Annotated in this window: 20 protein-coding genes; 10 read left to right on the forward strand and 10 right to left on the reverse strand. The window is 52.3% G+C overall.

From position 1 onward, the window contains the following. Positions 1-99 precede the first annotated feature (99 nt). The 6 genes from aceE (at position 100) to OMQ46_RS03425 (ending at position 9,155) form a co-directional block, all read left to right on the forward strand. A complete protein-coding gene (gene aceE / locus OMQ46_RS03400; protein WP_266235838.1) occupies positions 100-2,754 on the forward strand; it encodes a pyruvate dehydrogenase (acetyl-transferring), homodimeric type in 2,655 nt (884 codons plus the stop codon). Positions 2,755-2,757: 3 nt separating this feature from the next. Next, positions 2,758-4,107 carry a dihydrolipoyllysine-residue acetyltransferase gene (locus OMQ46_RS03405; RefSeq protein ID WP_266235837.1) on the forward strand — a complete coding sequence of 450 codons (1,350 nt, stop codon included), beginning with the start codon at positions 2,758-2,760 and terminating at the stop codon, positions 4,105-4,107. Then, positions 4,104-5,876 carry a dihydrolipoyl dehydrogenase gene (gene lpdA, locus OMQ46_RS03410; protein WP_266235836.1) on the forward strand — a complete coding sequence of 591 codons (1,773 nt, stop codon included), beginning with the start codon at positions 4,104-4,106 and terminating at the stop codon, positions 5,874-5,876. The genes OMQ46_RS03405 and lpdA overlap by 4 nt, the downstream gene beginning before the upstream one ends. 99 nt (positions 5,877-5,975) lie before the next feature. Then, positions 5,976-6,776, forward strand: a complete 801-nt coding sequence (locus tag OMQ46_RS03415) for a DNA adenine methylase (protein WP_266235835.1) — start codon at positions 5,976-5,978, stop codon at positions 6,774-6,776. Positions 6,777-6,882: 106 nt separating this feature from the next. After that, positions 6,883-8,094 (forward strand): argininosuccinate synthase, encoded by a 1,212-nt coding sequence (locus OMQ46_RS03420; protein WP_266235834.1) that lies wholly within the window; start codon positions 6,883-6,885, stop codon positions 8,092-8,094. Positions 8,095-8,117: 23 nt separating this feature from the next. Next, complete coding sequence (locus tag OMQ46_RS03425) at positions 8,118-9,155, forward strand: GGDEF domain-containing protein (protein ID WP_266235833.1); 1,038 nt, start codon at positions 8,118-8,120, stop codon at positions 9,153-9,155. On the opposite strand, the gene OMQ46_RS03430 is transcribed toward OMQ46_RS03425, so the two are convergent. Genes OMQ46_RS03430 through purB form a run of 4 tightly spaced genes read right to left on the reverse strand, consistent with a single transcriptional unit; the run spans position 9,152 to position 12,452 of the window. Continuing rightward, positions 9,152-9,775 (reverse strand): nitroreductase family protein, encoded by a 624-nt coding sequence (locus tag OMQ46_RS03430; RefSeq protein WP_266235831.1) that lies wholly within the window; start codon positions 9,773-9,775, stop codon positions 9,152-9,154. The genes OMQ46_RS03425 and OMQ46_RS03430 overlap by 4 nt on opposite strands. A 12-nt stretch (positions 9,776-9,787) precedes the next feature. After that, positions 9,788-10,579 carry a secretin N-terminal domain-containing protein gene (locus tag OMQ46_RS03435; RefSeq protein ID WP_266235829.1) on the reverse strand — a complete coding sequence of 264 codons (792 nt, stop codon included), beginning with the start codon at positions 10,577-10,579 and terminating at the stop codon, positions 9,788-9,790. Beyond that, a complete protein-coding gene (locus OMQ46_RS03440; protein ID WP_266235827.1) occupies positions 10,576-11,082 on the reverse strand; it encodes a hypothetical protein in 507 nt (168 codons plus the stop codon). Before OMQ46_RS03440 ends, OMQ46_RS03435 begins: the two co-directional genes overlap by 4 nt. A gap of 2 nt (positions 11,083-11,084) precedes the next feature. Beyond that, positions 11,085-12,452 (reverse strand): adenylosuccinate lyase, encoded by a 1,368-nt coding sequence (purB, locus tag OMQ46_RS03445; RefSeq protein WP_266235826.1) that lies wholly within the window; start codon positions 12,450-12,452, stop codon positions 11,085-11,087. A gap of 133 nt (positions 12,453-12,585) precedes the next feature. Here purB and acnB point away from each other — a divergent pair, with 133 nt between their 5' ends. Beyond that, positions 12,586-15,117: a bifunctional aconitate hydratase 2/2-methylisocitrate dehydratase gene (gene acnB / locus OMQ46_RS03450; protein ID WP_266235825.1), complete on the forward strand. Its 2,532-nt coding sequence runs from the start codon at positions 12,586-12,588 to the stop codon at positions 15,115-15,117. A 115-nt stretch (positions 15,118-15,232) separates the two neighbouring features. Here acnB and hflD read toward each other — a convergent pair whose 3' ends face one another. Genes hflD through OMQ46_RS03470 form a run of 4 tightly spaced genes read right to left on the reverse strand, consistent with a single transcriptional unit; the run spans position 15,233 to position 17,967 of the window. Further along, positions 15,233-15,865: a high frequency lysogenization protein HflD gene (gene hflD, locus OMQ46_RS03455; RefSeq protein ID WP_266235823.1), complete on the reverse strand. Its 633-nt coding sequence runs from the start codon at positions 15,863-15,865 to the stop codon at positions 15,233-15,235. Beyond that, positions 15,862-16,965 carry a tRNA 2-thiouridine(34) synthase MnmA gene (gene mnmA / locus OMQ46_RS03460; protein WP_266235821.1) on the reverse strand — a complete coding sequence of 368 codons (1,104 nt, stop codon included), beginning with the start codon at positions 16,963-16,965 and terminating at the stop codon, positions 15,862-15,864. Before mnmA ends, hflD begins: the two co-directional genes overlap by 4 nt. Positions 16,966-16,967: 2 nt before the next feature. Then, positions 16,968-17,348 (reverse strand): NUDIX hydrolase, encoded by a 381-nt coding sequence (locus tag OMQ46_RS03465; protein WP_266235940.1) that lies wholly within the window; start codon positions 17,346-17,348, stop codon positions 16,968-16,970. Further along, positions 17,269-17,967, reverse strand: coding sequence for a pseudouridine synthase (locus OMQ46_RS03470; RefSeq protein ID WP_266235819.1), 699 nt, complete (start codon positions 17,965-17,967; stop codon positions 17,269-17,271). Before OMQ46_RS03470 ends, OMQ46_RS03465 begins: the two co-directional genes overlap by 80 nt. A gap of 340 nt (positions 17,968-18,307) precedes the next feature. On the opposite strand from OMQ46_RS03470, the gene OMQ46_RS03475 reads away from it, so the two are divergent. The 3 genes from OMQ46_RS03475 (at position 18,308) to OMQ46_RS03485 (ending at position 20,240) form a co-directional block, all read left to right on the forward strand. Then, positions 18,308-18,790: an FKBP-type peptidyl-prolyl cis-trans isomerase gene (locus tag OMQ46_RS03475; RefSeq protein ID WP_266235817.1), complete on the forward strand. Its 483-nt coding sequence runs from the start codon at positions 18,308-18,310 to the stop codon at positions 18,788-18,790. 83 nt (positions 18,791-18,873) lie between these two features. After that, complete coding sequence (locus tag OMQ46_RS03480) at positions 18,874-19,779, forward strand: D-hexose-6-phosphate mutarotase (RefSeq protein WP_266235815.1); 906 nt, start codon at positions 18,874-18,876, stop codon at positions 19,777-19,779. Between the two features lie 32 nt (positions 19,780-19,811). Then, positions 19,812-20,240 carry a PGPGW domain-containing protein gene (locus OMQ46_RS03485; protein WP_266235813.1) on the forward strand — a complete coding sequence of 143 codons (429 nt, stop codon included), beginning with the start codon at positions 19,812-19,814 and terminating at the stop codon, positions 20,238-20,240. On the opposite strand, the gene OMQ46_RS03490 is transcribed toward OMQ46_RS03485, so the two are convergent. After that, entirely contained in the window at positions 20,241-20,846 is a 606-nt protein-coding gene (locus OMQ46_RS03490) for an NUDIX domain-containing protein (RefSeq protein WP_266235811.1), read from the reverse strand. Continuing rightward, positions 20,843-21,601, reverse strand: a complete 759-nt coding sequence (locus OMQ46_RS03495) for a DUF3108 domain-containing protein (RefSeq protein WP_266235810.1) — start codon at positions 21,599-21,601, stop codon at positions 20,843-20,845. The genes OMQ46_RS03490 and OMQ46_RS03495 overlap by 4 nt, the downstream gene beginning before the upstream one ends. Positions 21,602-21,603: the final 2 nt, after the last annotated feature.

The following is a 21,603-nucleotide window of genomic DNA, read 5'->3' on the forward strand; positions in this document are numbered from 1 at the left end:
TTCAGCCTGTCTCAGCAGGGTGTTGTGAAGATGATTTTGAACAAAAACTGTTACAATGTCCCGCTGATACTCATCGCGTAATGATTAAAGAAGGTATTTATGACTGATTTTGTCGATCACGATCCACAGGAAACTCAGGAATGGCTTGATGCACTCGAGTCTGTGATTGAGGCCGGTGGTGATGAAAAAGCGCACTATATCATTGAGAAACTCATTGATATGGCACGCCGCACCGGCATCAACCTGCCGTATAGCGCCAACACCGCCTACGTCAACACGATTCCGGTCGATCAGCAAGAACGCATCCCTGGCGATCAGGCGATGGAACATAAATTAAGATCGTATATCCGCTGGAATGCGATGGCGATGGTGGTTAAAGCCAATATGAAACCCGGATCTGTCGGTGGTCATATTGCCAGCTTCTCATCCGCCGCCACCCTGTACGACGTTGGCTTCAATCACTTCTTTAAAGGGGATGATTATGGCAACGGCTCCGATATGGTCTTCTTCCAGGGCCACTCGGCGCCCGGCATCTATGCCCGCTCTTTCCTGGAAGGTCGCCTGACCGAGGAGCAACTGGAAAACTTCCGTTTTGAAGTGGACGGCAATGGTCTGTCTTCTTACCCTCACCCCTGGCTGATGCCGGACTACTGGCAGTTCCCGACTGTATCAATGGGGCTGGGTCCGATTCTCGCCATCTACCAGGCGCGCTTCATGAAATACATGCAGCACCGTGAAATCGTCGCCACCGAAGGTCGCCATGTCTGGGCTTATCTGGGTGACGGTGAAATGGATGAGCCGGAGTCGCTGGGTGCGATCACGCTGGCGGGTCGTGAAAAACTCGACAACCTGATTTATGTTGTTAACTGTAACCTGCAGCGCCTTGATGGCCCGGTACGTGGTAACGGCAAAATCATTCAGGAACTGGAAGCCCTGTTCCGTGGTGCCGGCTGGAACGTCATCAAAGTGATCTGGGGCAGTGGCTGGGATCAACTGCTGGCCCGCGATACCAAAGGTCTGCTGCTCAAGCGCATGGAAGAAGTGGTCGATGGTGAATACCAGAACTACAAAGCCAAAGATGGTGCTTATGTGCGTAAGCATTTCTTCGGCAAATATCCTGAGCTGCTGGAAATGGTCTCCGATATGACCGACGAGGACATCTGGCACCTGTCTCGTGGTGGCCATGATCCTCGTAAGATCTATGCTGCTTACAAACGTGCTGTTGAGCATGAAGGACAGCCGACCGTTATTCTCGCGAAAACCGTAAAAGGTTACGGTATGGGCGAAGCTGGTGAAGGTCAGAACACCACGCACCAGCAGAAGAAACTCGAAATCGAACAGATGAAGCGTTTCCGTGACCGTTTCAATATTCCGGTTTCCGATGAAGACATTGATGAAATTCCGTTCATCAAGCTCAAAGATGACAGTCCTGAGAAAAAATATCTGCTGGAACGTCGTGAAGAATTGGGTGGTTTCCTGCCTAAACGCAATCACGATGCACCGGCACTGGAAATTCCTGAGCTGAAAACCTTTGATGCCGTACTGAAATCCAGTGGTGATCGCGAACTGTCTACCACCATGGCTTTTGTCCGCGTTCTCACCGCCCTGATTCGCGACAAGAAAATCGGCAAGAACATCGTGCCTATCGTACCGGATGAGGCCCGTACCTTTGGTATGGAAGGCCTGTTCCGCTCGATTGGCATCTACTCTTCATCCGGTCAGCGATATGAACCGGAAGATTCCGGTAAGGTCATGTGGTACCGCGAAGATACCAAAGGCCAGATCCTGGAAGAGGGTATCAACGAAGCCGGCTCCATGGCCGAGTGGGTGTCTGCGGCAACCGCTTATGCCAACTATGGCGTAAACATGGTGCCGTTCTACATCTATTACTCCATGTTCGGTTACCAGCGGGTCGGTGACCTGTGGTGGCTGGCCGGCGATATGCAGGCCAAAGGTTTCCTGATTGGCGGTACTGCCGGTCGTACTACCCTGAATGGTGAAGGTCTGCAGCATCAGGATGGTCATAACCTGCTGATGGCAAACGCGATTCCGAACTGTGTCAGCTACGACCCGACTTATGCCTATGAAATGGCGGTTATCGTACATAACGGTATGAAACGTATGTACGAGAAGCAGGAGAATGTTTTCTATTACATCACCGCGATGAACGAAAACTACCAGCACCCTGAAATGCCAAAAGGTGCCGAGGAAGGCATCATCAAAGGTATGTACAAACTCAGAGCGGGTGGTAAGCATAAGCTGAAAGCACAACTGCTGGGCAGCGGCACTATCCTGCGTGAAGTGGAAGCGGCTGCAGAACTGCTGGAAAAAGACTGGAAAGTGGCTGCCACCGTCTGGAGCGCGACCAGCATCAATGAGCTGACCCGTGACGGTCAGGAAGTTGATCGTTATAACCGCCTGCATCCGGGTGCTGACAAGAAACGCAGTTACGTGTCTGAATGCCTGGATGACGAGCCGGGTGTTGTGGTTGCTGCAACGGATTATATCCGCATCTATGCTGAGCAAATCCGCCCATGGGTTAAAGCGCCGTTTACTGTGCTGGGCACTGACGGCTTTGGCCGCAGCGACACCCGTGAGAAACTGCGTAGTTTCTTTGAAGTCGACCGCTATCACGTTGTCGTGGCTACCTTGAGCACGCTGGCAGAGCAGGGCGAAATCAAGCCTGAAGTTGTCGCTGATGCGATCAAGAAATACGACATCAAAGCGGATGCAATGAACCCGGTTAAGGCATAAACAATGGCAGATTTGATTGAAATTAAAGTACCCGATATTGGTGACTTCGAAGACGTTGAAATCATTGAAGTGCTGGTTGCCGAGGGCGACAGCATTGATGAAAACCAGGAAGTCATCACGGTAGAGTCTGATAAGGCGATGATGGAAATCCCGGCCGACAAGGGCGGGGTAATCAAGGAACTGAAAGTTTCCGTTGGTGACAGGGTCAGTGAAGGTACGGTGATTGCACTGGTTGAGGCCGCCGGTGGCGCTGCTGCAGAAGACAAGCAGGAAGAAAAGCCTGCTGAAGCGCCCAAAGCAGAAGAAAAACCTGCTGAGCCGAAAAAAGCAGAAGCGCCCAAGCAGGATCAGGCGCCGGCACCAACAACGGCAGAGGCGGGCAGTGTCTCCCAGGAGCCGCAGTTGAAGGATCCGATTCCTTATGCGCCTGATAACAAGTCCGGTATCCGCCGGGCCCATGCTTCACCATCGGTGCGTCGCTTTGCCCGGGAACTGGGTGTCGTTCTGACTTCAGTGACCGGTACCGGTCCTAAAGGCCGTATCACTAAAGAAGATGTGCAGGGTTATGTTAAGAATGCCCTGACCCAGCCAGCAGCGGCGCCTGCTCAGGGTGGCAGTGCCATCCCACCGGTACCGACCGTCAACTTTGAACAGTTCGGCGATATCGAGGCCCAGGAACTGTCACGTATCAAGAAGATTTCCGGCAAGCACTTGCATGCCTGCTGGCTCAATATTCCGCACGTGACCCAGTTTGATGAAGCCGATATTACTGAGCTGGAAGAATTCCGTCAGGAAAACAAACAGATGGCCAAAGATCGCGGCGTCAACCTGACCCCGCTGGTTTTCATCATGAAAGCCGTGGTCGCCTGTCTGAAAGCCTATCCGGAATTCAATGCCTCTTTGAGTGAAGACAAAGAAAGCCTGATTCTGAAGGAGTACTACAACATCGGGGTGGCGGTGGATACACCGAACGGTCTGATGGTGCCTGTCATCAAGGATGTCGATAAGAAAGGCTTTCTGGAACTGGCCGGTGAGCTGGGTGAAATCAGCCAGCGCGCCCGTGATGGTGCATTGAGCGCCAAAGACATGCAGGGTGGTACTTTCTCGATTTCCAGCCTGGGTGGTATCGGTGGTCAGTTTTTCACACCGATTGTGAATGCACCGGAGGTCGCCATTCTGGGCGTCAGCCGTCACAGCATGAAACCCGTCTGGAACGGTAAAGAGTTTGAGCCGCGTCTGATGCTGCCATTATCCATCTCCTACGATCACCGTGTGATTGACGGCGCTGCCGGTGCCCGTTTCACCGTGATGTTGAGCCAGATGTTGTCAGATATCAGGAAGGTATTACTATGAGTGTAATCGAGGTTAAAGTCCCCGATATCGGCGATTTTGACGCCGTTGAAATTATTGAAGTGCTGGTCAGCGAAGGTGAAGAGATCAGCGAAAATCAGGACATCATTACCCTGGAATCTGACAAGGCTGCGATGGAAATCCCTTCCACGGTGAGCGGCAAAGTCGCCAACCTGAAAGTCAGTGTCGGTGACAAAGTCAGTGAAGGCGATGTCATTCTGACTGTGGAAGTGGCCGAGTCTGAACAGTCTGATGAAGAACCAGCCGAAGCCAAACAGGAAAGCAAAACCGAGACTAAAACAGAATCCAAGCCGGCACCGACACCAGCCGCTGCGCCAGCAGGCGATGCTGATATGCATGCCGAAGTACTGGTACTGGGTTCAGGTCCTGGTGGTTACACGGCCGCATTCCGCGCCGCTGATTTAGGTAAAAACGTGGTGATGGTCGAGCGCCATCAGCGTATCGGTGGTGTCTGTCTTAACGTGGGTTGTATTCCGTCCAAGGCGCTGCTGCATACGGCACAGATCATCAATGAAGCCGATGAAATGGGCGGCCATGGTATTAAGTTCGGCAAGCCTGAAATAAACCTGAAAGAACTGGCCGGTTGGAAAGACAGTGTGGTCAAACAGCTGACCGGTGGTCTGCAGGGCCTCGCCAAACAACGTAAAGTCAGCATCGTCCACGGTGAAGGCAGCTTCACCAGCCCTAATACGCTGCAGGTGGAGGGTGAAAATGGCACTAAGACCATTTCATTCGAGAACTGCATTATTGCAGCCGGTTCACGTGTTACCAAGATCCCTGTTTTCCCGCACGATGACCCACGCATGATGGACTCCACCGATGCGCTGGAATTGGAAGATGTGCCAGAGAGACTACTGGTCATCGGCGGTGGCATTATTGGTATGGAAATGGCCACTGTCTATGACGCACTGGGTTCTAAAATTACCGTTGTCGAAATGCAGGACAGCCTGATTCCTGGTGCGGACAAGGATATCGTCAAACCGCTGCTGAAACGGGTTCAGGATAAATATGAAAATATTTTCCTCAGCACCAAAGTGGCGAGCATCGAACCACAGAAAAAAGGCCTCAAGGTCAAATTCGAGGGTAAAGATGCGCCGGAGGAAGATACTTTCGACAAGATCCTGGTGGCGGTGGGCCGTACTCCTAACGGCAAGTTGATCAATGCCGAAGCTGCCGGTGTTTCTGTCGATGACTGGGGTTTTATTGCCACCGATGGTCAGATGCGCACCAATGTGCCACACATCTTTGCGATTGGCGATATCGTCGGCCAGCCGATGCTCGCACATAAAGCCACCCATGAAGGCAAAGTGGCTGCTGAGGTGATTGCCGGACAGAAATCCGTGTTTGAACCAATGACCATTCCGTCAGTGGCTTATACCGATCCGGAAGTGGCCTGGATGGGCATCAGCGAAGATGAAGCCAAGAAGCAGGGCATCGACTACGTCAAGGGCGCCTTCCCCTGGGCAGCCAGTGGCCGTAGCCTCAGTCTCGGCCGTGACGAAGGCCTGACCAAAGCACTGTTCGAAAAAGAGACAGGTCGTCTGCTCGGTGCCGGTATTGTCGGACCGAATGCCGGTGAACTGATTGCTGAGGCCACGCTGGCGTTGGAAATGGGGGCAGATGCTGAAGATATCGGCCTGACCATCCATCCGCATCCGACCCTGTCGGAAACGCTGTGTTTTGCTGCCGAAATGGCAGAGGGCAGCATTACCGATTTGATGCCTCCGCGTAAAACCCTGCATTCCAAGTAATGCTGGATTTACCTGGCAGCCGCCAGAGCAGATGAAATCAGGGCATGCCTGCTTTACATGCAAGCATGCCCTTTTTTTGCGTGATATTCTCCCGTATTCATGGCCGTCAAAAAGCAACACACTCACACACTGAAACCGCCACTTAAATGGGCTGGAGGCAAACGCTGGTTAATACAGTATCTCCAGTATTACTGGCGTCAGCATAAAGAAAAGCGGCTGGTCGAGCCGTTCTGCGGTGGTCTGTCGGTGGCGCTGGGACTTAATCCCGAGCGCGCACTGCTCAATGATCTGAATCCGGCTCTGATTAATTTTTACCAGCATCTCAAACAGGGGCTGGTGATTGATATCGAGATGGTCAATAACGAGAAGGTTTATTACAAGAGTCGTGACACCTTTAACCGTCTCAATGGCGACCCGGCCTCGAAACTGATGGCCGCCCAGCTGTTTTATTATCTTAACCGTACCGGTTATAACGGCTTGTGCCGGTTTAATAAAAAGGGTGGTTATAACGTCCCGTTCGGTCGCTACAAAACCATCAACTATCAGGATGACTTCAGTCATTATCAGCCGGTGCTATCACAGTGGCAGTTCAGTAATGTCGACTTTGAACAACTGAAAGTGGCTGATGACGACTTTATCTATGCTGATCCACCCTACGACACACCGTTTCATCAATACTCTCAGCAGGGTTTTGACTGGGACGACCAGGAAAGGCTGGCTAAATGGCTCAGTCGCCATCCCGGGCCGGTGATCTTATCCAATCAGGCCACCGACAGAGTGCTCAAGCTCTACCGCAAGCTGGGTTTTCGTCTCCGCTTTCTCGATGCGCCCAGGCTCATCAGCTGCAAAGGTAATGAGCGTCAGGCAGTGAAAGAAGTGCTTGCGCTGAAGGGACTTTGATACAATAGCGCCTCATTTTTTATTCAAGAAACGCGCCGGTTGACCGCTAACTGTGGTTACAGGAAAAGGGTAGCCGGGCCTCAATTTACAGGAATCATTTTTGCCCATGTCTAAGATTAATAAAGTCGTGCTGGCCTACTCAGGAGGCCTTGATACTTCAGTTATTTTGAAATGGCTGCAGGATAAATATGACGCCGAGGTAGTGACCTTTACTGCCGATCTGGGACAAGGTGAAGAAGTCGAGCCGGCCCGTGCCAAGGCCAAGTCGCTGGGCATCAAGGAAATCTTTATTGAAGACCTGCGTGAAGAATTCGCCCGCGATTATGTTTTTCCGATGTTTCGTGCCAATGCCATTTACGAAGGTGAGTACCTGCTGGGTACTTCCATTGCCCGGCCTTTGATTGCCAAACGGCTGGTAGAGATCGCCAGCGAGACAGGCGCCGAAGCCGTCTCTCACGGTGCCACCGGTAAAGGTAATGACCAGGTGCGTTTCGAATTGGGTGCCTATGCGCTGAAGCCTGGCATCAAAGTCATTGCCCCTTGGCGTGAATGGGATCTGCTGTCGCGTCAGAAACTGCTGGATTATGCAGAACAGCATGGCATACCGGTGGAAATGAAGCAGGGCAAGAAATCGCCCTATTCGATGGATGCCAACCTGCTGCATATCTCCTATGAGGGCGGCATTCTGGAAGACCCATGGGCCGAACCGGAAGAATCCATGTGGCGCTGGTCAGTATCACCGGAAAATGCGCCGGATGAGCCGACTTATCTGGAACTGACCTATGAGCAGGGTGATATCGTCGCCATCAACGGGGAACGGATGACACCGGCTACCGTGATGAGCTACTTGAATAAAGTCGCCGGTGACAATGGTATCGGCCGTCTGGATATCGTCGAAAACCGTTATGTCGGTATGAAGTCCCGCGGCTGTTATGAAACGCCGGCCGGTACCGTCATGCTGAAAGCACACCGTGCGATTGAATCGCTGACACTGGATCGTGAAGTCGCTCACCTGAAAGATGAGCTGATGCCACGATATGCGCAGATGATTTACAACGGATACTGGTGGGCACCGGAACGGGTGATGATGCAGTCAATGATTGATGAGTCGCAAAAAACCGTAAACGGTGTGGTCAGAGTCAAGCTCTACAAAGGCAATGTGATCGTGGTTGGCCGAGCGTCTGAAACAGACAGCCTGTTCGACGAATCGATTGCGACCTTTGAAGATGATGCCGGTGCTTATGATCAGAAAGATGCGGAAGGCTTCATTAAACTGAATGCACTGCGTCTGAAAATCGCCGGCAACAAAAAACGTTAAGCACAGAGTCGAGGTAAGGCTGGATGGACTACAACGAGTTATCAGACAAAGCTGCTGAATACATGCGGCTGGCATTGCCACTGATGCGTAAGCACGGTGTGCCAATGACACCTGATAATTACGCGGTCTGGTACGAGCATGTGTCAGGCGCCAACGCGAAGTTGTCTGAACAAATCCAGTCTATGCTGGCGGTCAATCCCGAGCTCAGTCAGGCGCAGTGCAAGGCACTGCATGATCAGTTTTTCAACCTGGAAAAAGATCGGCAGGAAGTGATTGAACTGCGTCTGGAGCTGGCCCGGTTACTACGCGAGGTGGTCAACTTTGTCTGCAGCAGTGTGGCGCATAATGACAAGGTCAATCAGCACCTGAATACGTTAATGGCCAAAGTCAACCGGGACATGACGCCGCAGCAGATTCATGAGATTGTCGATGAAATCCTGAATGAAACCCGAATGGCCATCAATAACGGGGAACTGCTTACTGAGCGCCTCAACACAGCGATGGTCGAGGTCAACAAGCTTAAGAAAGAACTGGAAGTCACCAAGCGTGAGGCCAAGACCGATACCCTTACCGGTTTAGCCAATCGCAAAGCTTTTGATGATCTGGTGGCTAAGGTCACCGATGATGCCGACAGTAGTGGGCTCGATGTCTGTTTGTTGTTCTGTGACCTGGATAACTTCAAGGAGATCAACGATCAGCATGGGCATCTGGTCGGTGATCAGGTACTGAAGGTGATTGCCAATTCACTGAGGGACAGCGTCAAAGGGCGCGATCTTGTCGCACGCTACGGTGGTGAAGAGTTTTCGATTATTCTACTCAATACCAGTCTGCAGAATGCCAAGACCGTCGCCGACAATATTCGTCAGGAAATCGCATCCAAACGTATTCAGCGTAAAGACACTCATGAATCACTGGGTCAGATCACGATTTCCTTCGGCGTGGCGCGCTATGTGCCGACTGAAGGTGTCGAGAGCTTCATGCAACGCGCCGATCGGGCACTGTATATGTCTAAACGCAAAGGGCGCAACTGCGTTTCAGAAGCGCCGCCGCCGATAATCTAGGCCTTATTGTCTTTACCCGGGAAGTGATCGGTAAAAAGCACTTCCTCCAGCGGCAGTTGGCCGGCACGCGGTTTGGCATCCTGCAGTTTCTTACCAATCGTAATCATCATCACGATAATGTGGTCGTGGGGCAGGTTAATGATTCTCGCCACCTTATCAAAGTCAAAGCCATCCATCGGGCAGGAGTCATAACCCAATTCCCGTGCCATCAGCATAATATTGGTCGCGGCGATACCGGCTGAGCGGATACACTCATCACGCATGCCCTGATGGTGGTTAGTGTAGTAGTTCTCGATGGCCGGCAGCATAAAGTCCTGCACTTCCTTGGGGGCATTGCGCCAGTAGCGCTGTGGGTCTTTCTCCCAGGCATTGAGGTCGGCACAAAGTACCAGCAGCATCGAAGCATCTGTCACCTGTGACTGGCCCCAGCTGGCAATTTTTATCTGCTCACGCATGTCCTTGTCGACCACGTTGACGAATCGCCAGTGCTGGATATTAAACGCCGTCGGTGACAGGATCGCATGTTCCATCAGTTCCTGAACTTCAGCATTACTCATCTCATGCTCAGGGTCGTAGTGTTTCACAGACCGTCGGCTGACGATCGCTTCTTTCACATTCATATTCGCTCTTGCTTAATTGGATAATTCGATTTTCAGATACAAAATTTGATTCTGTTCGCCGTGACTGCGGTAGTAGGTGACGCCGTCACGTTCACGCTCGGCGTTTTCTGTGATACGGCCTATTTCCAGCCAGTCACCGGTTTGACCCACGACCGTGGTGATCACTTCACTGTTGCGAATGTCGCCATCGACCCGCGATAGCTTACTGAAGAAAGGATGTATTTCAACCCGGACCTGACCGTCGGGCAACAGCGTGGGTACAGCCTGGAAACCGTTACTCGTGCTGATGTAGCGTGTTTCATTGGCGACAGCGACACCCCGCGGACCGATGAAAACCAGTTGTTGCTGCTGAGGCACATCCTCGCCCAGGGAAATCGACACCGGCTGACCACTCAGTGTGCGGGCCCGATAGCGTTGATCACGGTCATCACGTCCCTGAGTGGACCAGCGCTTGATACCTACTGAGGCGTTGATATCCTCACCAGCCTCAACTTCAACCCGGTTGCTGCTGCCGCGTTGTTGCGATAAATCTTCTGTACTTCGGGTCACAGTGACGATGAGGCTTTGCTGTGGTTTATCCAGTTTGTCCAGAATCTGCTGCACATTAGCCAGTGTGGCCCGGTCTGATTTCAGTATCAGTATATTGTCATAAGCGGTGATTGTGGCATCGTCGGGCAGGAATGCTTCTACCTGAGGTAGCACCTCAGATGCCAGTCGATGTTTTAAATTGATGGTGTGGATTTGTGTTTCAGCATAAGCCGACAACGATAACAGCAGTGCGCTCACTAACAGAGAGAGTCTCATAGGTTCAGCCGCCTGGTATTGATATCGGGTTTACTCTGATTCCAGATTTCTTCAAATTCTTGCTGCATTTGTTTGACTGCGGCCGGAGCCTGCACTTCAGACCTTCCCTGATAACGATCGGCAACCGGACAAAACAGATAGGAACGGCCATCTACCAGCAGATATTGCTGACGCAGATCACGGTGTTTGTGACTACTGAGATGGATGGCGATGGAACTGGTCAGTTTCTGCGCCAGTGGTAGAAGGCGATGGCTATTAACCACATTCTTCTGCGTGTCATGAACGACGATGCGGATTCGGGTACGGGGACTGCGGCGAGCGAACTCACTGAGTGCTGCCGCTGCCGCGTCATTATCAAAGAAAACCGGATCAATGATGGGACCGAAAAAACAGATCTCATGGCGGGCCTCGTTGATGAGGTCCAGTGCCAGCCTGGCAGCCTGATCCCGACTGTCGAAGTGCAACAGGGTGTTATTTTCGGCAGTCGGCATATGTTCAGTCATGATTATCCGTTTCTGGCTTGTTCCGCAGCATTACCGAGGTAGGTGGCCGGTGTCATTGCCTTGAGACTGGCTTTGGCTTGTTCCGGTAACTCCAGGCCATCAATGAAATCCTGCATGATTTCTCTGTTAACACGTTGACCACGAGTCAGCTCTTTGAGTTTCTCGTAGGGGTTCTCAATGCCGTAACGGCGCATCACGGTTTGAATCGGCTCTGCCAGCAGTTCCCAATTCGCATCCAGATCGGCAGCCATAACATCCGGTGCCGGTTCCAGCTTACCGATTCCTTTGAGTGCCGAGCTGTAGGAGAGCAGGGAGTGGGCAAAGCCGACGCCCAGGTTTCGCAGTACAGTGGAGTCGGTCAGATCACGTTGCCAGCGGGAGATCGGCAGTTTCAGCGCCAGGTGATCAAACACGGCATTGGCAATACCGAGATTGCCTTCTGCATTTTCAAAATCAATTGGATTGACCTTGTGCGGCATGGTGGAGGAGCCGATCTCGCCTTTGACGGTTTTTTGTTTGAAATAACCGATTGAGATGTAGCTCCAGACGTCACGACAGAAGTCGATAAGTACGGTGTTGAAACGAATCATTGCCTGGAACAGTTCGGCCACGTAGTCATGCGGCTCAATCTGTGTGGTGTATTGATTCCAGCGCAGACCCAGACCGGTCACAAAAGCATGCGCCATCATTGGCCAGTCTACCTCGGGATAGGCGGCGTAGTGGGCATTGTAGTTACCCACCGCACCGTTCATTTTGCCGTAGAGCAGCACCGCAGCGACGTGAGTGCGTTGCAGTTCCAGTCGCTGAACCACGTTGGCCAGCTCCTTACCCAGTGTCGTCGGAGAGGCCGGTTGACCATGGGTGCGTGACATCATCGGGGTATCGACATGCTGCTGTGCCAGCTTGCGAACGGCGGCAATGATATTGTCCATTTCCGGCAGAATGACCTGTTCACGGGCATTTTTCAGCATGATGCCGTAAGCGGTGTTGTTGATGTCTTCCGAGGTACAGGCAAAGTGTACGAACTCACTGACCGCATGCAGTTCTGGATTGGCTTTGAATTTTTTCTTGATGAAGTATTCAACCGCTTTAACATCGTGATTGGTGGTGCGCTCGATATCTTTGATCTCTTGCGCATCTGCGACCGAGAAGTTGGCAATCATGTCATTGATAAAGGATTCCGCCTCGCTGCTCAGCTTGGGGACTTCCTGAATCTCCGCATTATTGCCGAGCAGATGCAGCCAGCGCAGTTCGACTTCGACGCGGGCACGCATCAGGCCATATTCACTAAAAAACGGGCGCAGGGCTTCGGTTTTGGAAGCATAACGACCATCAACCGGCGAAATCGCGGTTAAAGCAGTTAAATCCATGAATACTCCGATGAAACTGTGTTAATTGGATTAGATAGAAAAGTGAACGAAATTATATCAGAGTTCGCGGTCTCCAGATGCTTTCAGGTAAAATGCCTGCATCTGAATTTGGAAACTTTTGGGGTGACTATCTGTGCTGACTGAATATCAATCACATGTTGAGGAACGGGCCCAGCAGGGGCTGCCACCATTACCGCTTGATGCTGAACAGGTTTCCAGCCTGATTGAAGCGCTCAAGGCCGGTGATGAGAACAGCGAAACCTTGCTAGATTTACTGATTCACCGCGTCCCGCCCGGTGTTGATCAGTCCGCCTACGTCAAAGCCGGTTTTCTCACCGACATTGCCAAGGGCAATACCCAATGCGATTTGATTACGCCGGTCCGTGCTACTGAACTGTTGGGTACCATGATGGGCGGCTATAACGTTCAGTCTCTGATAGAACTGCTGGATATTGAAGAGACTGCGCCAGCCGCTGAGAAAGCGTTATGCAGAACCCTGATGGTCTACGATGCCTACCATGATGTGGTGGAAAAAGCGGACAGCAATGAATACGCAAAACGTGTACTGCAGTCCTGGGCTGAAGCTGAATGGTTCACGTCACGACCCAAGTTGGAAGATAAGATTACCCTGACCGTGTTCAAAGTGCCGGGTGAGACCAATACCGATGATTTGTCCCCGGCGACCGAAGCCTGGAGCCGTCCGGATATCCCGTTGCATGCCAAAGCCATGCTACAGAGCAAGATGGATGATCCGATTGCTGCCATTGAAAAGTTGAAGGAAAAAGGCTACCCGCTGGCACTGGTTGGTGATGTGGTCGGTACCGGTTCATCTCGTAAATCCGCGATTAACTCGGTGCTCTGGCATATGGGACATGATGTGCCTTACGTGCCTAACAAGCGCCAGGGCGGGGTGATTCTCGGCAATAACATTGCCCCCATTTTCTTCAATACCGCCGAAGATTCCGGTGCCATGCCCATTGAGTGTGATGTCCAGCATATGGAAAGCGGTGATGTCATCACCATCTACCCTTACGAGGGCAAAATCGTCAACGAAGCCGGTGAGACGATCAGTGAGTTCACCATGCGTCCGACTACACTGGCTGATGAAGTCCGTGCCGGTGGCCGCATCCCACTGATTATCGGTCGGGGCCTGACAGACAAAGCCCGTGAAACGCTGGGCCTGGAGCCATCTGATATTTTTGTCCGTCCGGTTGACCCGGTCGATACCGGCAAAGGCTTCACCCTGGCGCAGAAAATGGTCGGTCGGGCCTGTGGTGTCGAAGGTGTCCGTCCCAACACATACTGCGAACCCAAAGTCACCACAGTCGGTTCTCAGGATACCACCGGTGCGATGACCCGTGATGAGTTGAAAGAACTCTCCTGTCTCGGTTTCTCTGCCGATCTGGTGATGCAGTCTTTCTGTCACACGGCTGCCTACCCGAAGCCGGTGGATATCAAGCTGCAACACGAACTGCCTGACTTTATCAGTACCCGTGGCGGTGTATCGCTGCGTCCGGGTGACGGCATTATTCACTCATGGCTTAACCGGATGATCCTGCCTGATACAGTCGGCACCGGTGGTGACTCGCACACCCGTTTCCCGATCGGTATCAGCTTCCCGGCTGGTTCCGGCCTGGTCGCATTTGGTGCCGCACTGGGGGTGATGCCACTGGATATGCCGGAGTCGGTTCTGGTTCGTTTCAAAGGCGAAATGCAGCCTGGTATCACTTTGCGTGATCTGGTGAATGCCATTCCTTATGCTGCGATTCAGCAGGGTCTGCTGACCGTTGAGAAGAAAGGCAAGAAAAATATCTTTAACGGCCGCGTACTGGAAATTGAAGGTCTGCCGGATCTGAAAGTCGAGCAGGCGTTCGAACTGTCTGATGCCTCAGCAGAACGCAGTGCCAATGGCTGTACCGTGCGACTCAACAAAGAGCCGATTATCGAGTTCCTTAACTCCAATATTTCATTGATGGAATGGATGATTGCTGAAGGCTATCAGGATGCCCGTACGCTGCAACGTCGGATCGATTCAATGCGAGAATGGCTGGCAAATCCGGAATTGATGGAAGCGGATGCTGATGCCGAATACGCCGCGGTGATTGATATCGACCTCAATGAAATCACTGAACCACTGTTGGCCTGCCCGAACGATCCGGACGATATCAAGCCGCTGTCGGCAGTGCAGGACACGCCGGTGGATGAGGTGTTTATCGGTTCCTGTATGACCAATATCGGACATTATCGTGCCGCCAGTAAGGTACTGGAAAACATGAAGAGCCTGCCGGTCAAGTTGTGGATTGCACCTCCGACCAAAATGGACAAGCATCAGCTGACCGAAGAGGGCGTTTACAGCACTTTCGGTCGGGTTGGTGCCCGGACGGAAACGCCGGGGTGTTCGTTGTGCATGGGTAACCAGGCCCGGGTTGCTGACGGCGCGACTGTGGTGTCGACCTCAACGCGTAACTTCCCGAACCGTCTGGGTAACAATGCGGATGTATTCCTGGCTTCAGCAGAGCTGTCTGCTGTGGTGGCCAGCTTGGGTAAAATCCCGACGGTGGCGGAATATCTGCAAGCGGTAGCTGGCATCAAACCCATGGCGGCGGAAATCTACCGTTATCTCAACTTCAACGAACTGGATGAGTATCGTCAGGTAGCAAGCTGATCCGGGTTAATACACCAAAACAAAAAAGGCTGTTTTCCTGACGGAAAACAGCCTTTTTTTATAAGCGAAAATCGCCACGCTCAGTTTCGATCAGTCGTTGGCAATAGCGTTTAATTCAGCAGGCGGCGTAAAGCTCCTGAGCCGCTTCCAGGATCTTGCTACTCTGGAACAGAAACTGCCAGCGGCGACCGCCTTTCTGGCGCCATAAAACTGCGGCGCGGATACCACTGAGCAGCAGAGCCCGGACTTTATTGACGTTATCCGGTTGCTGCAGGTAATTGGGATCGCCATAAACCTGGATCTGGGGTTTCACCTGGCTTAAGGTTCGGTGATAAATATCAGCAAAACGGGCGATGACCTGCGGTGCCATAATCTCTCCGAAATATTCAATCTGCTGAGGCACCTGTTCCAGTTCCAGGCCGATGGTGTCCATCATTTTAGGGTTTTTGGCCAGTTGGCGTTCCAGATGCAACAGACTGATGACATAACGCAGCAATACGACATCTTTTTGTTGTTTCTTTTTCGAAAGCTGCTGATTCAGCTCACGCAGACCCGGGCGAAGACTGCCAATACCACCGAACACGGCCTCGGTAGTCGGGGCTTCTTCAACCAGCAGGCTCTGTAACAGGGTTTCGATATCGGTGGCACTGGCCTGACCACTCTCGGCAATATGCTGCACCAGCATCGCTGACTGCACGACAGCGGCAAGCGCGATGGTTCGGTCACGTTGGCGTTCAGAGATACTCATGGATGCACCCCGGGCGCATCGGTGGAAACAATAATCCCGCCACCCAGGCAGTCATCACCCTGATAGAACACCACGGACTGACCCGGCGTCACCGCGCGCTGTTTATCATCAAATTCGACATGAATCAGGCCGTTTTCATCCTGGCTAATGGTGCAGGGCTGATCGGGCTGGCGATAGCGGGTTTTGGCGGCAGCGCGGCAGGGAAAGGCAGGGGCTTCACCCATCACCCAGGATAATTGTTCTGCTTTCAGGCTCTGACTCCATAGCCAGGGATGATCGCCCTGGACGACATAGAGCGTTCGGCTATCCATATCTTTACCAGCTACAAACCAGGGCTCGCCGGTGCTGTTCTTGCGACCACCAATGCCGAGGCCCTGACGCTGGCCCAGTGTGTAATACATCAGGCCGGCATGTTCACCGATATATTCACCCTCTGGGGTGCGCATCTCGCCGGGCTGGGCAGGGATATAACGACTGAGGAACTCGCGGAACTGGCGTTCACCGATGAAGCAGATACCGGTGCTGTCTTTTTTGTCGTGGTTGATAAAGCCGGCTTTTTCGGCGATTTCCCTGACTTCAGTTTTAGGTAGTTCGCCCAGGGGGAAGAGGGTGCGTGACAACTGTTCCTGCCCCAGCGTGTAGAGAAAATAGCTCTGGTCTTTCTTATTGTCTTTACCTTTGAGCAAGTGGAATTTGCCGTCGCGTTCCTGAACGCGCGCATAGTGACCGGTCGCAATCAGCACCCCGCCCAGTTCCATCGCATGATCGAGAAAGGCTTTGAATTTGATTTCCCGGTTGCACAGAATATCCGGGTTCGGCGTGCGGCCGGCACGGTATTCATCGAGAAAATGTTTGAACACATAGTCCCAGTATTCCATCGCGAAATTGGCTTCATGAAAGTCAATACCGACGGTGTCGGCGACGGACATCGCATCCTTGCGGTCTTCCTCAATCGTGCACTCACTTTCATCGGCAAAGTCGACCCAGTTTTTCATAAACAGGCCTTCGACTTTGTCATGTTGCTGTTTGAGCAGCAGCGCTGCGACGGAAGAATCGACCCCGCCGGAGAGGCCGACGACTACTTTTTTCTTTTCTGCCATAGTCAGTTACGTAATAAACTCAATGAATAGCGATGACCCGCCAGATAATCTTCAAAGCATTGCAAAACCAGCGGGCTGCGGTGCTGCGCCTGTCTGGCCCTGATATCATCCAGTGACAACCAGAGCGCGCGATGAATATCACCATCAAGCGGCTGTTCCGGATCATGTTGTGTCACCCGGCCGGAAAAACAATAGCGGATATAGGTGTCTTTTTTGACCGGATGCACCCAACGATAGATACCGACCAGTGATTCGGGTTCAAACTGCCAGGCGGTTTCTTCCTGGGTTTCACGAATGACGGCGTCAATCAGGCTTTCGTCTGGCTCGAGATGACCGGCGGGTTGATTGAGTGTCATTTTGCCGTTGATTTCTTCTTCGACCAGTAGGAACTGGTTGTTGCGCTCGACGACGGCGGCGACGGTGGTTCTTGGTTTCCAAATCATCACGCCATTTTATCACGTCTCTTTCATCAAGGGCTCGCCATTGTCCCGGTTGCAGTTCCCCTATCTGCCAGGGACCGATTGCTGAACGTATCAGCCTCAATGTCGGGTGGCCGACCGCGGCGGTCATGCGCCGGACCTGTCGATTGCGGCCTTCTCGGATGGTCAGTGCCAGCCATTGGGTCGGGATGTGTTTTCGCTCTCTGATCGGTGGTTGACGCGGCCAGATGTCAGGGGCATCAATCAGTTCAACTTCTGCGGGCAGCGTCTGCCCATCTTTCAGCATGATACCTTCCCGCAACTGCTGTAATGCTGTTGCATCGGGAATCGCTTCGACCTGAACCCAGTAAGTTTTTGCCAGTTTGAAACGGGGGTTGGCAATCAGTTGTTGCAGTACGCCGTCATCAGTGAGCAGAAGCAGTCCTTCGCTGTCGCGATCCAGACGACCGGCGGGATAGACGCCGGCGACATCAATGTAATCTTTGAGTGTCTGTCGACCCTCGTTGTCAGTGAACTGGGTCAGGACGTCAAAAGGCTTGTTAAATAAAAGCAGTCTGCTCATATTATGTGCTTGTCTGGTATTGATGTTAGAATGCCCGCCTTTCAGCGTGACAACAGGTTTTGTTGTGGCGTTTGAGTATAACAGTCATACCGATGTGGGCATCGTTGTCCCGGTAGCGGCTGGTAAAACAATGACAAATCGGTCATTATTAGAGCATCTGTACACAGACTATTGCATCTTCCGGGACACCAGAGCCCGCTGATCAGTAGTTGCTGTTTCTGACGCTGACTTAGACTCACAGCGCCGCTGTGATATGGCTGAGGCCACTGGCGTCAATGCCCTTAGGTTGTAGTGAGTAAGCTGCAGCTGAAATCCAACACATCCAAGTAGAGGACAATCAATGAAAGTTGCAGAGAATACAGTCGTTGTTATCGATTACACTTTGAAAGATAACGACGGTAGCGTCATCGACAGCTCTGAAGGCGCAGGCCCGCTGGCATACCTGCACGGTGCCGGCAATATTATTCCCGGTCTTGAAGACGCACTGCTGGGTAAAGAAGCCGGCGATGAAGTGCAGGCCAGTATCGAACCGGCTAAAGCCTACGGTGAGCGTCACGAACAACTGAAACAGGACGTGCCACGTGAATTGTTCAGTGGTGTCGATAACGTCGAGGTTGGCATGCAGTTCCAGTCCGAAACCGAACAGGGGCCGGTTCTGGTAACCGTCGTGGATGTCAAAGAGGAAAGCGTCACCGTTGACGGTAACCACCCACTGGCCGGCGTGCATCTGAATTTTGATGTGACCATTCGTGAAGTGCGTGAAGCCAGTGAAGAAGAACTGGAACACGGTCACGTTCACGGTGAGGGTGGTCACCAGCACTAAGGGGTGGCTTGACTGATTTTCAGTCAGCCATGTCTATGGAAAGACGGGCAAACAGCCCGTCTTTTTTGTCTGGACATTGACACATGCAGGATCTAAACACACTTAATCGCATTTTCGGGCGTGAAGATAAGGTCAGTTTTATCGAGGGCCCGTCTGGCATGCCTCTGATCCAGGTATCAACGGCCCGAGCACAGGCCCGTGTGGCACTCTACGGCGGCCAGTTGCTGTCATTTAAACCGGCCCGTGCCGACCATGATCTGTTTTATCTAAGCAAAAAAGCGATTTATGAGCAGGGTAAAGCGATTCGCGGTGGCGTGCCACTATGCTGGCCGTGGTTCGGCGATGACCCGGGTGACCTTGGTCGTCAGGCCCATGGCTTTGCCCGTAATCTGTTCTGGGATGTGCTCGATAGTCAGCTGCATGATGACAATGTTGAAATTACCCTGGGCCTGGAATCCACCGCCACCAGTAAACAATGGTGGCCAAGCGAATTTCGTCTGCGCAAAAAAATTCATATCGGCGACCAGCTGAATATTTCGCTCACCACTGAAAACAAGGGGGATATCCCTTTCAGTGTCTCTAAAGCCCTGCATAGCTATTTCCGGGTTGGTGACGTCAAGCAAACCCGGGTCAGTGGTTTGGATGGTGTTGACTACCTGGATAAAACGCTTGGCTTTGCTCGCCAGAAGCAAACCGGTGACATCACCGCTAAAGGCGAAACCGATCGGGTTTACCTCAATGCACCAAGCCGGGTAGAAATTGTAGACCCCAGCCTGAAGCGTCGTATTGAAATTGAACACCAGGGCGCGGACAACTTCGTGGTCTGGAATCCCTGGGACAAGGCCGCGCAGCTCAATGATATGTCTGCAGAGGACTACGAACAGTTCATCTGCGTGGAAACTGCCAATGCCATTGCTAACAGCATCATAGTGGCACCGGGGGCGGTGCATCATATGCAGGTGAGTTACCGCATCAATCCCGATAACTGAATACTGCCTATCCATTGGCTGATGTCGCCTTAATGAGTGTGTTTCAGAATTTGTTTGATAGCATCTGGGGAAACGAAACCCTGTTACTGATACTGGGGTTGCTATCCTTTGCCATGTTTGTCGGTAGCTTGTTCTTGATCCCTTTTCTGGTGGTCAGAATTCCGGTAGATTATTTCGCGCGAAACAAACGCCAGCGCTCACCCTGGGCGGAGCAGCACATTGTGATTCGCTGGGCTGTGATGGTCGTGAAGAATGTCTTCGGTTTGATTTTTGTGCTTATGGGGCTGGCGATGCTGGTCTTGCCCGGGCAGGGGTTGTTAACGCTGTTGATAGGGGTGTTATTGCTTAACTTCCCCGGTAAATACACGTTTGAACGCTGGTTGATTCAGCGGCCATCTGTCTATCGGGGTGTGGCGTGGCTTAGACGGCGGGCAGGTCGGGCACCGCTGGAATTTGACTAGTCAGCACCAGCGCTGGCGCAGCGCTTCCCGGTTCAGTGCCAGCCACTGTAATGCAATGATGGGGATGGCTGATTCAATCCGACCGTTTTCCAGAAGCTGCCAGGCTTCATCAAAGGAAACACTGCGGACGGCTATATCCTCATCCTCATGATCAAGGCCATGAATACCTCCGACTTCACTGGCATCGACACGGCCACAGAATAAGGTCAGATATTCAGAGGTGCCACCGGGGGAAGTGAAAAACTCACGGATTTTGATGATTTCATGGACTTCGCAGCCGGCTTCCTCCAGTGACTCCCGCCGTGCAACCGCTTCAGCCATCTCACCCGCTTCCATGGCACCGGCGACAATTTCCAGCAGCCAGGCTTGTTCCTGTTCCGCTTTGAGTACCGCACCCGCGCGGAACTGTTCGATAATAACGACTTCATCGCGCTGTGGATCATAGAGCAGGATGCCGACACAATTACCGCGATGGAAGACTTCACGCTCAACCGGCTGACTCCAGCCGCCCTCATAGAGTGTGTGCTCAAGGGTGTATTTCTTGACGTTAAAGAAGCCCTTAAAAGGCATCTCCTCTTTCAGTATGCGGAAACGTTTCTCGCTCATGATGGGTTGATGGCTTTAGCTGATTGCATGGGGGTGAAGGCCTGTTTGCTATCTATTCCCTGCAGGCGACGCAGTAGCGCAGTGAAGACAGCATCATCCTCGACATGCTCCAGTTTGACCGGCAGATAATTGAGTGCCGGAGCGCACCACAGCGTGGTTTCCCTGTCGCTGGGTTTTTCCCGGTGACGGGTCAGTCTGATGGTTTCAATCTGACCCATGGGTGTGGTGATGGTCTCTTTTCCCAGCACTTTGATTTCATAGGTCTTGAGGTGTCCGCCGTCGGCAATGCGGTAGTCGACCTGTTCGATACCCTGGCTCAGGTCGCGCATCAGACTGATTTGATAAACCAGTTTATCCAGTACGCCGGTCTCAATATCCAGTTGCCAGGGGTGCTCACGGTCGTCGATGCTGACTTTGTTATCTAGCCAGTTAAATTGCATCTGTAAAAACTTGTCTTTCTTACCGCCGGTGCGTTGATAACGGTAGCGCTGAGGTGCTACGCGGCCGTCAACCAGTTTCCAGACGCTGGTTTCTTCTATGACATCGGGCTTGAAGAATGAAAATACGCCTTTGGCCTGGGACACGGAATTGAATTTGCGTAAACCGTTGTCCTGAGTCTCGAGCGTGCGCTTGAGTTCACCGGCCTGAATGCCGTTGAGCTTAACCAGGTAGTTAGCGGAAAAGTCAGGAATATCCTCGGCCACAGCAAGATTGCTGAGGCAAAAAAGCAGGACATAGCTGAACATTCTGAGCATAA

This window comes from Methylophaga sp. OBS1 (assembly GCF_026319365.1).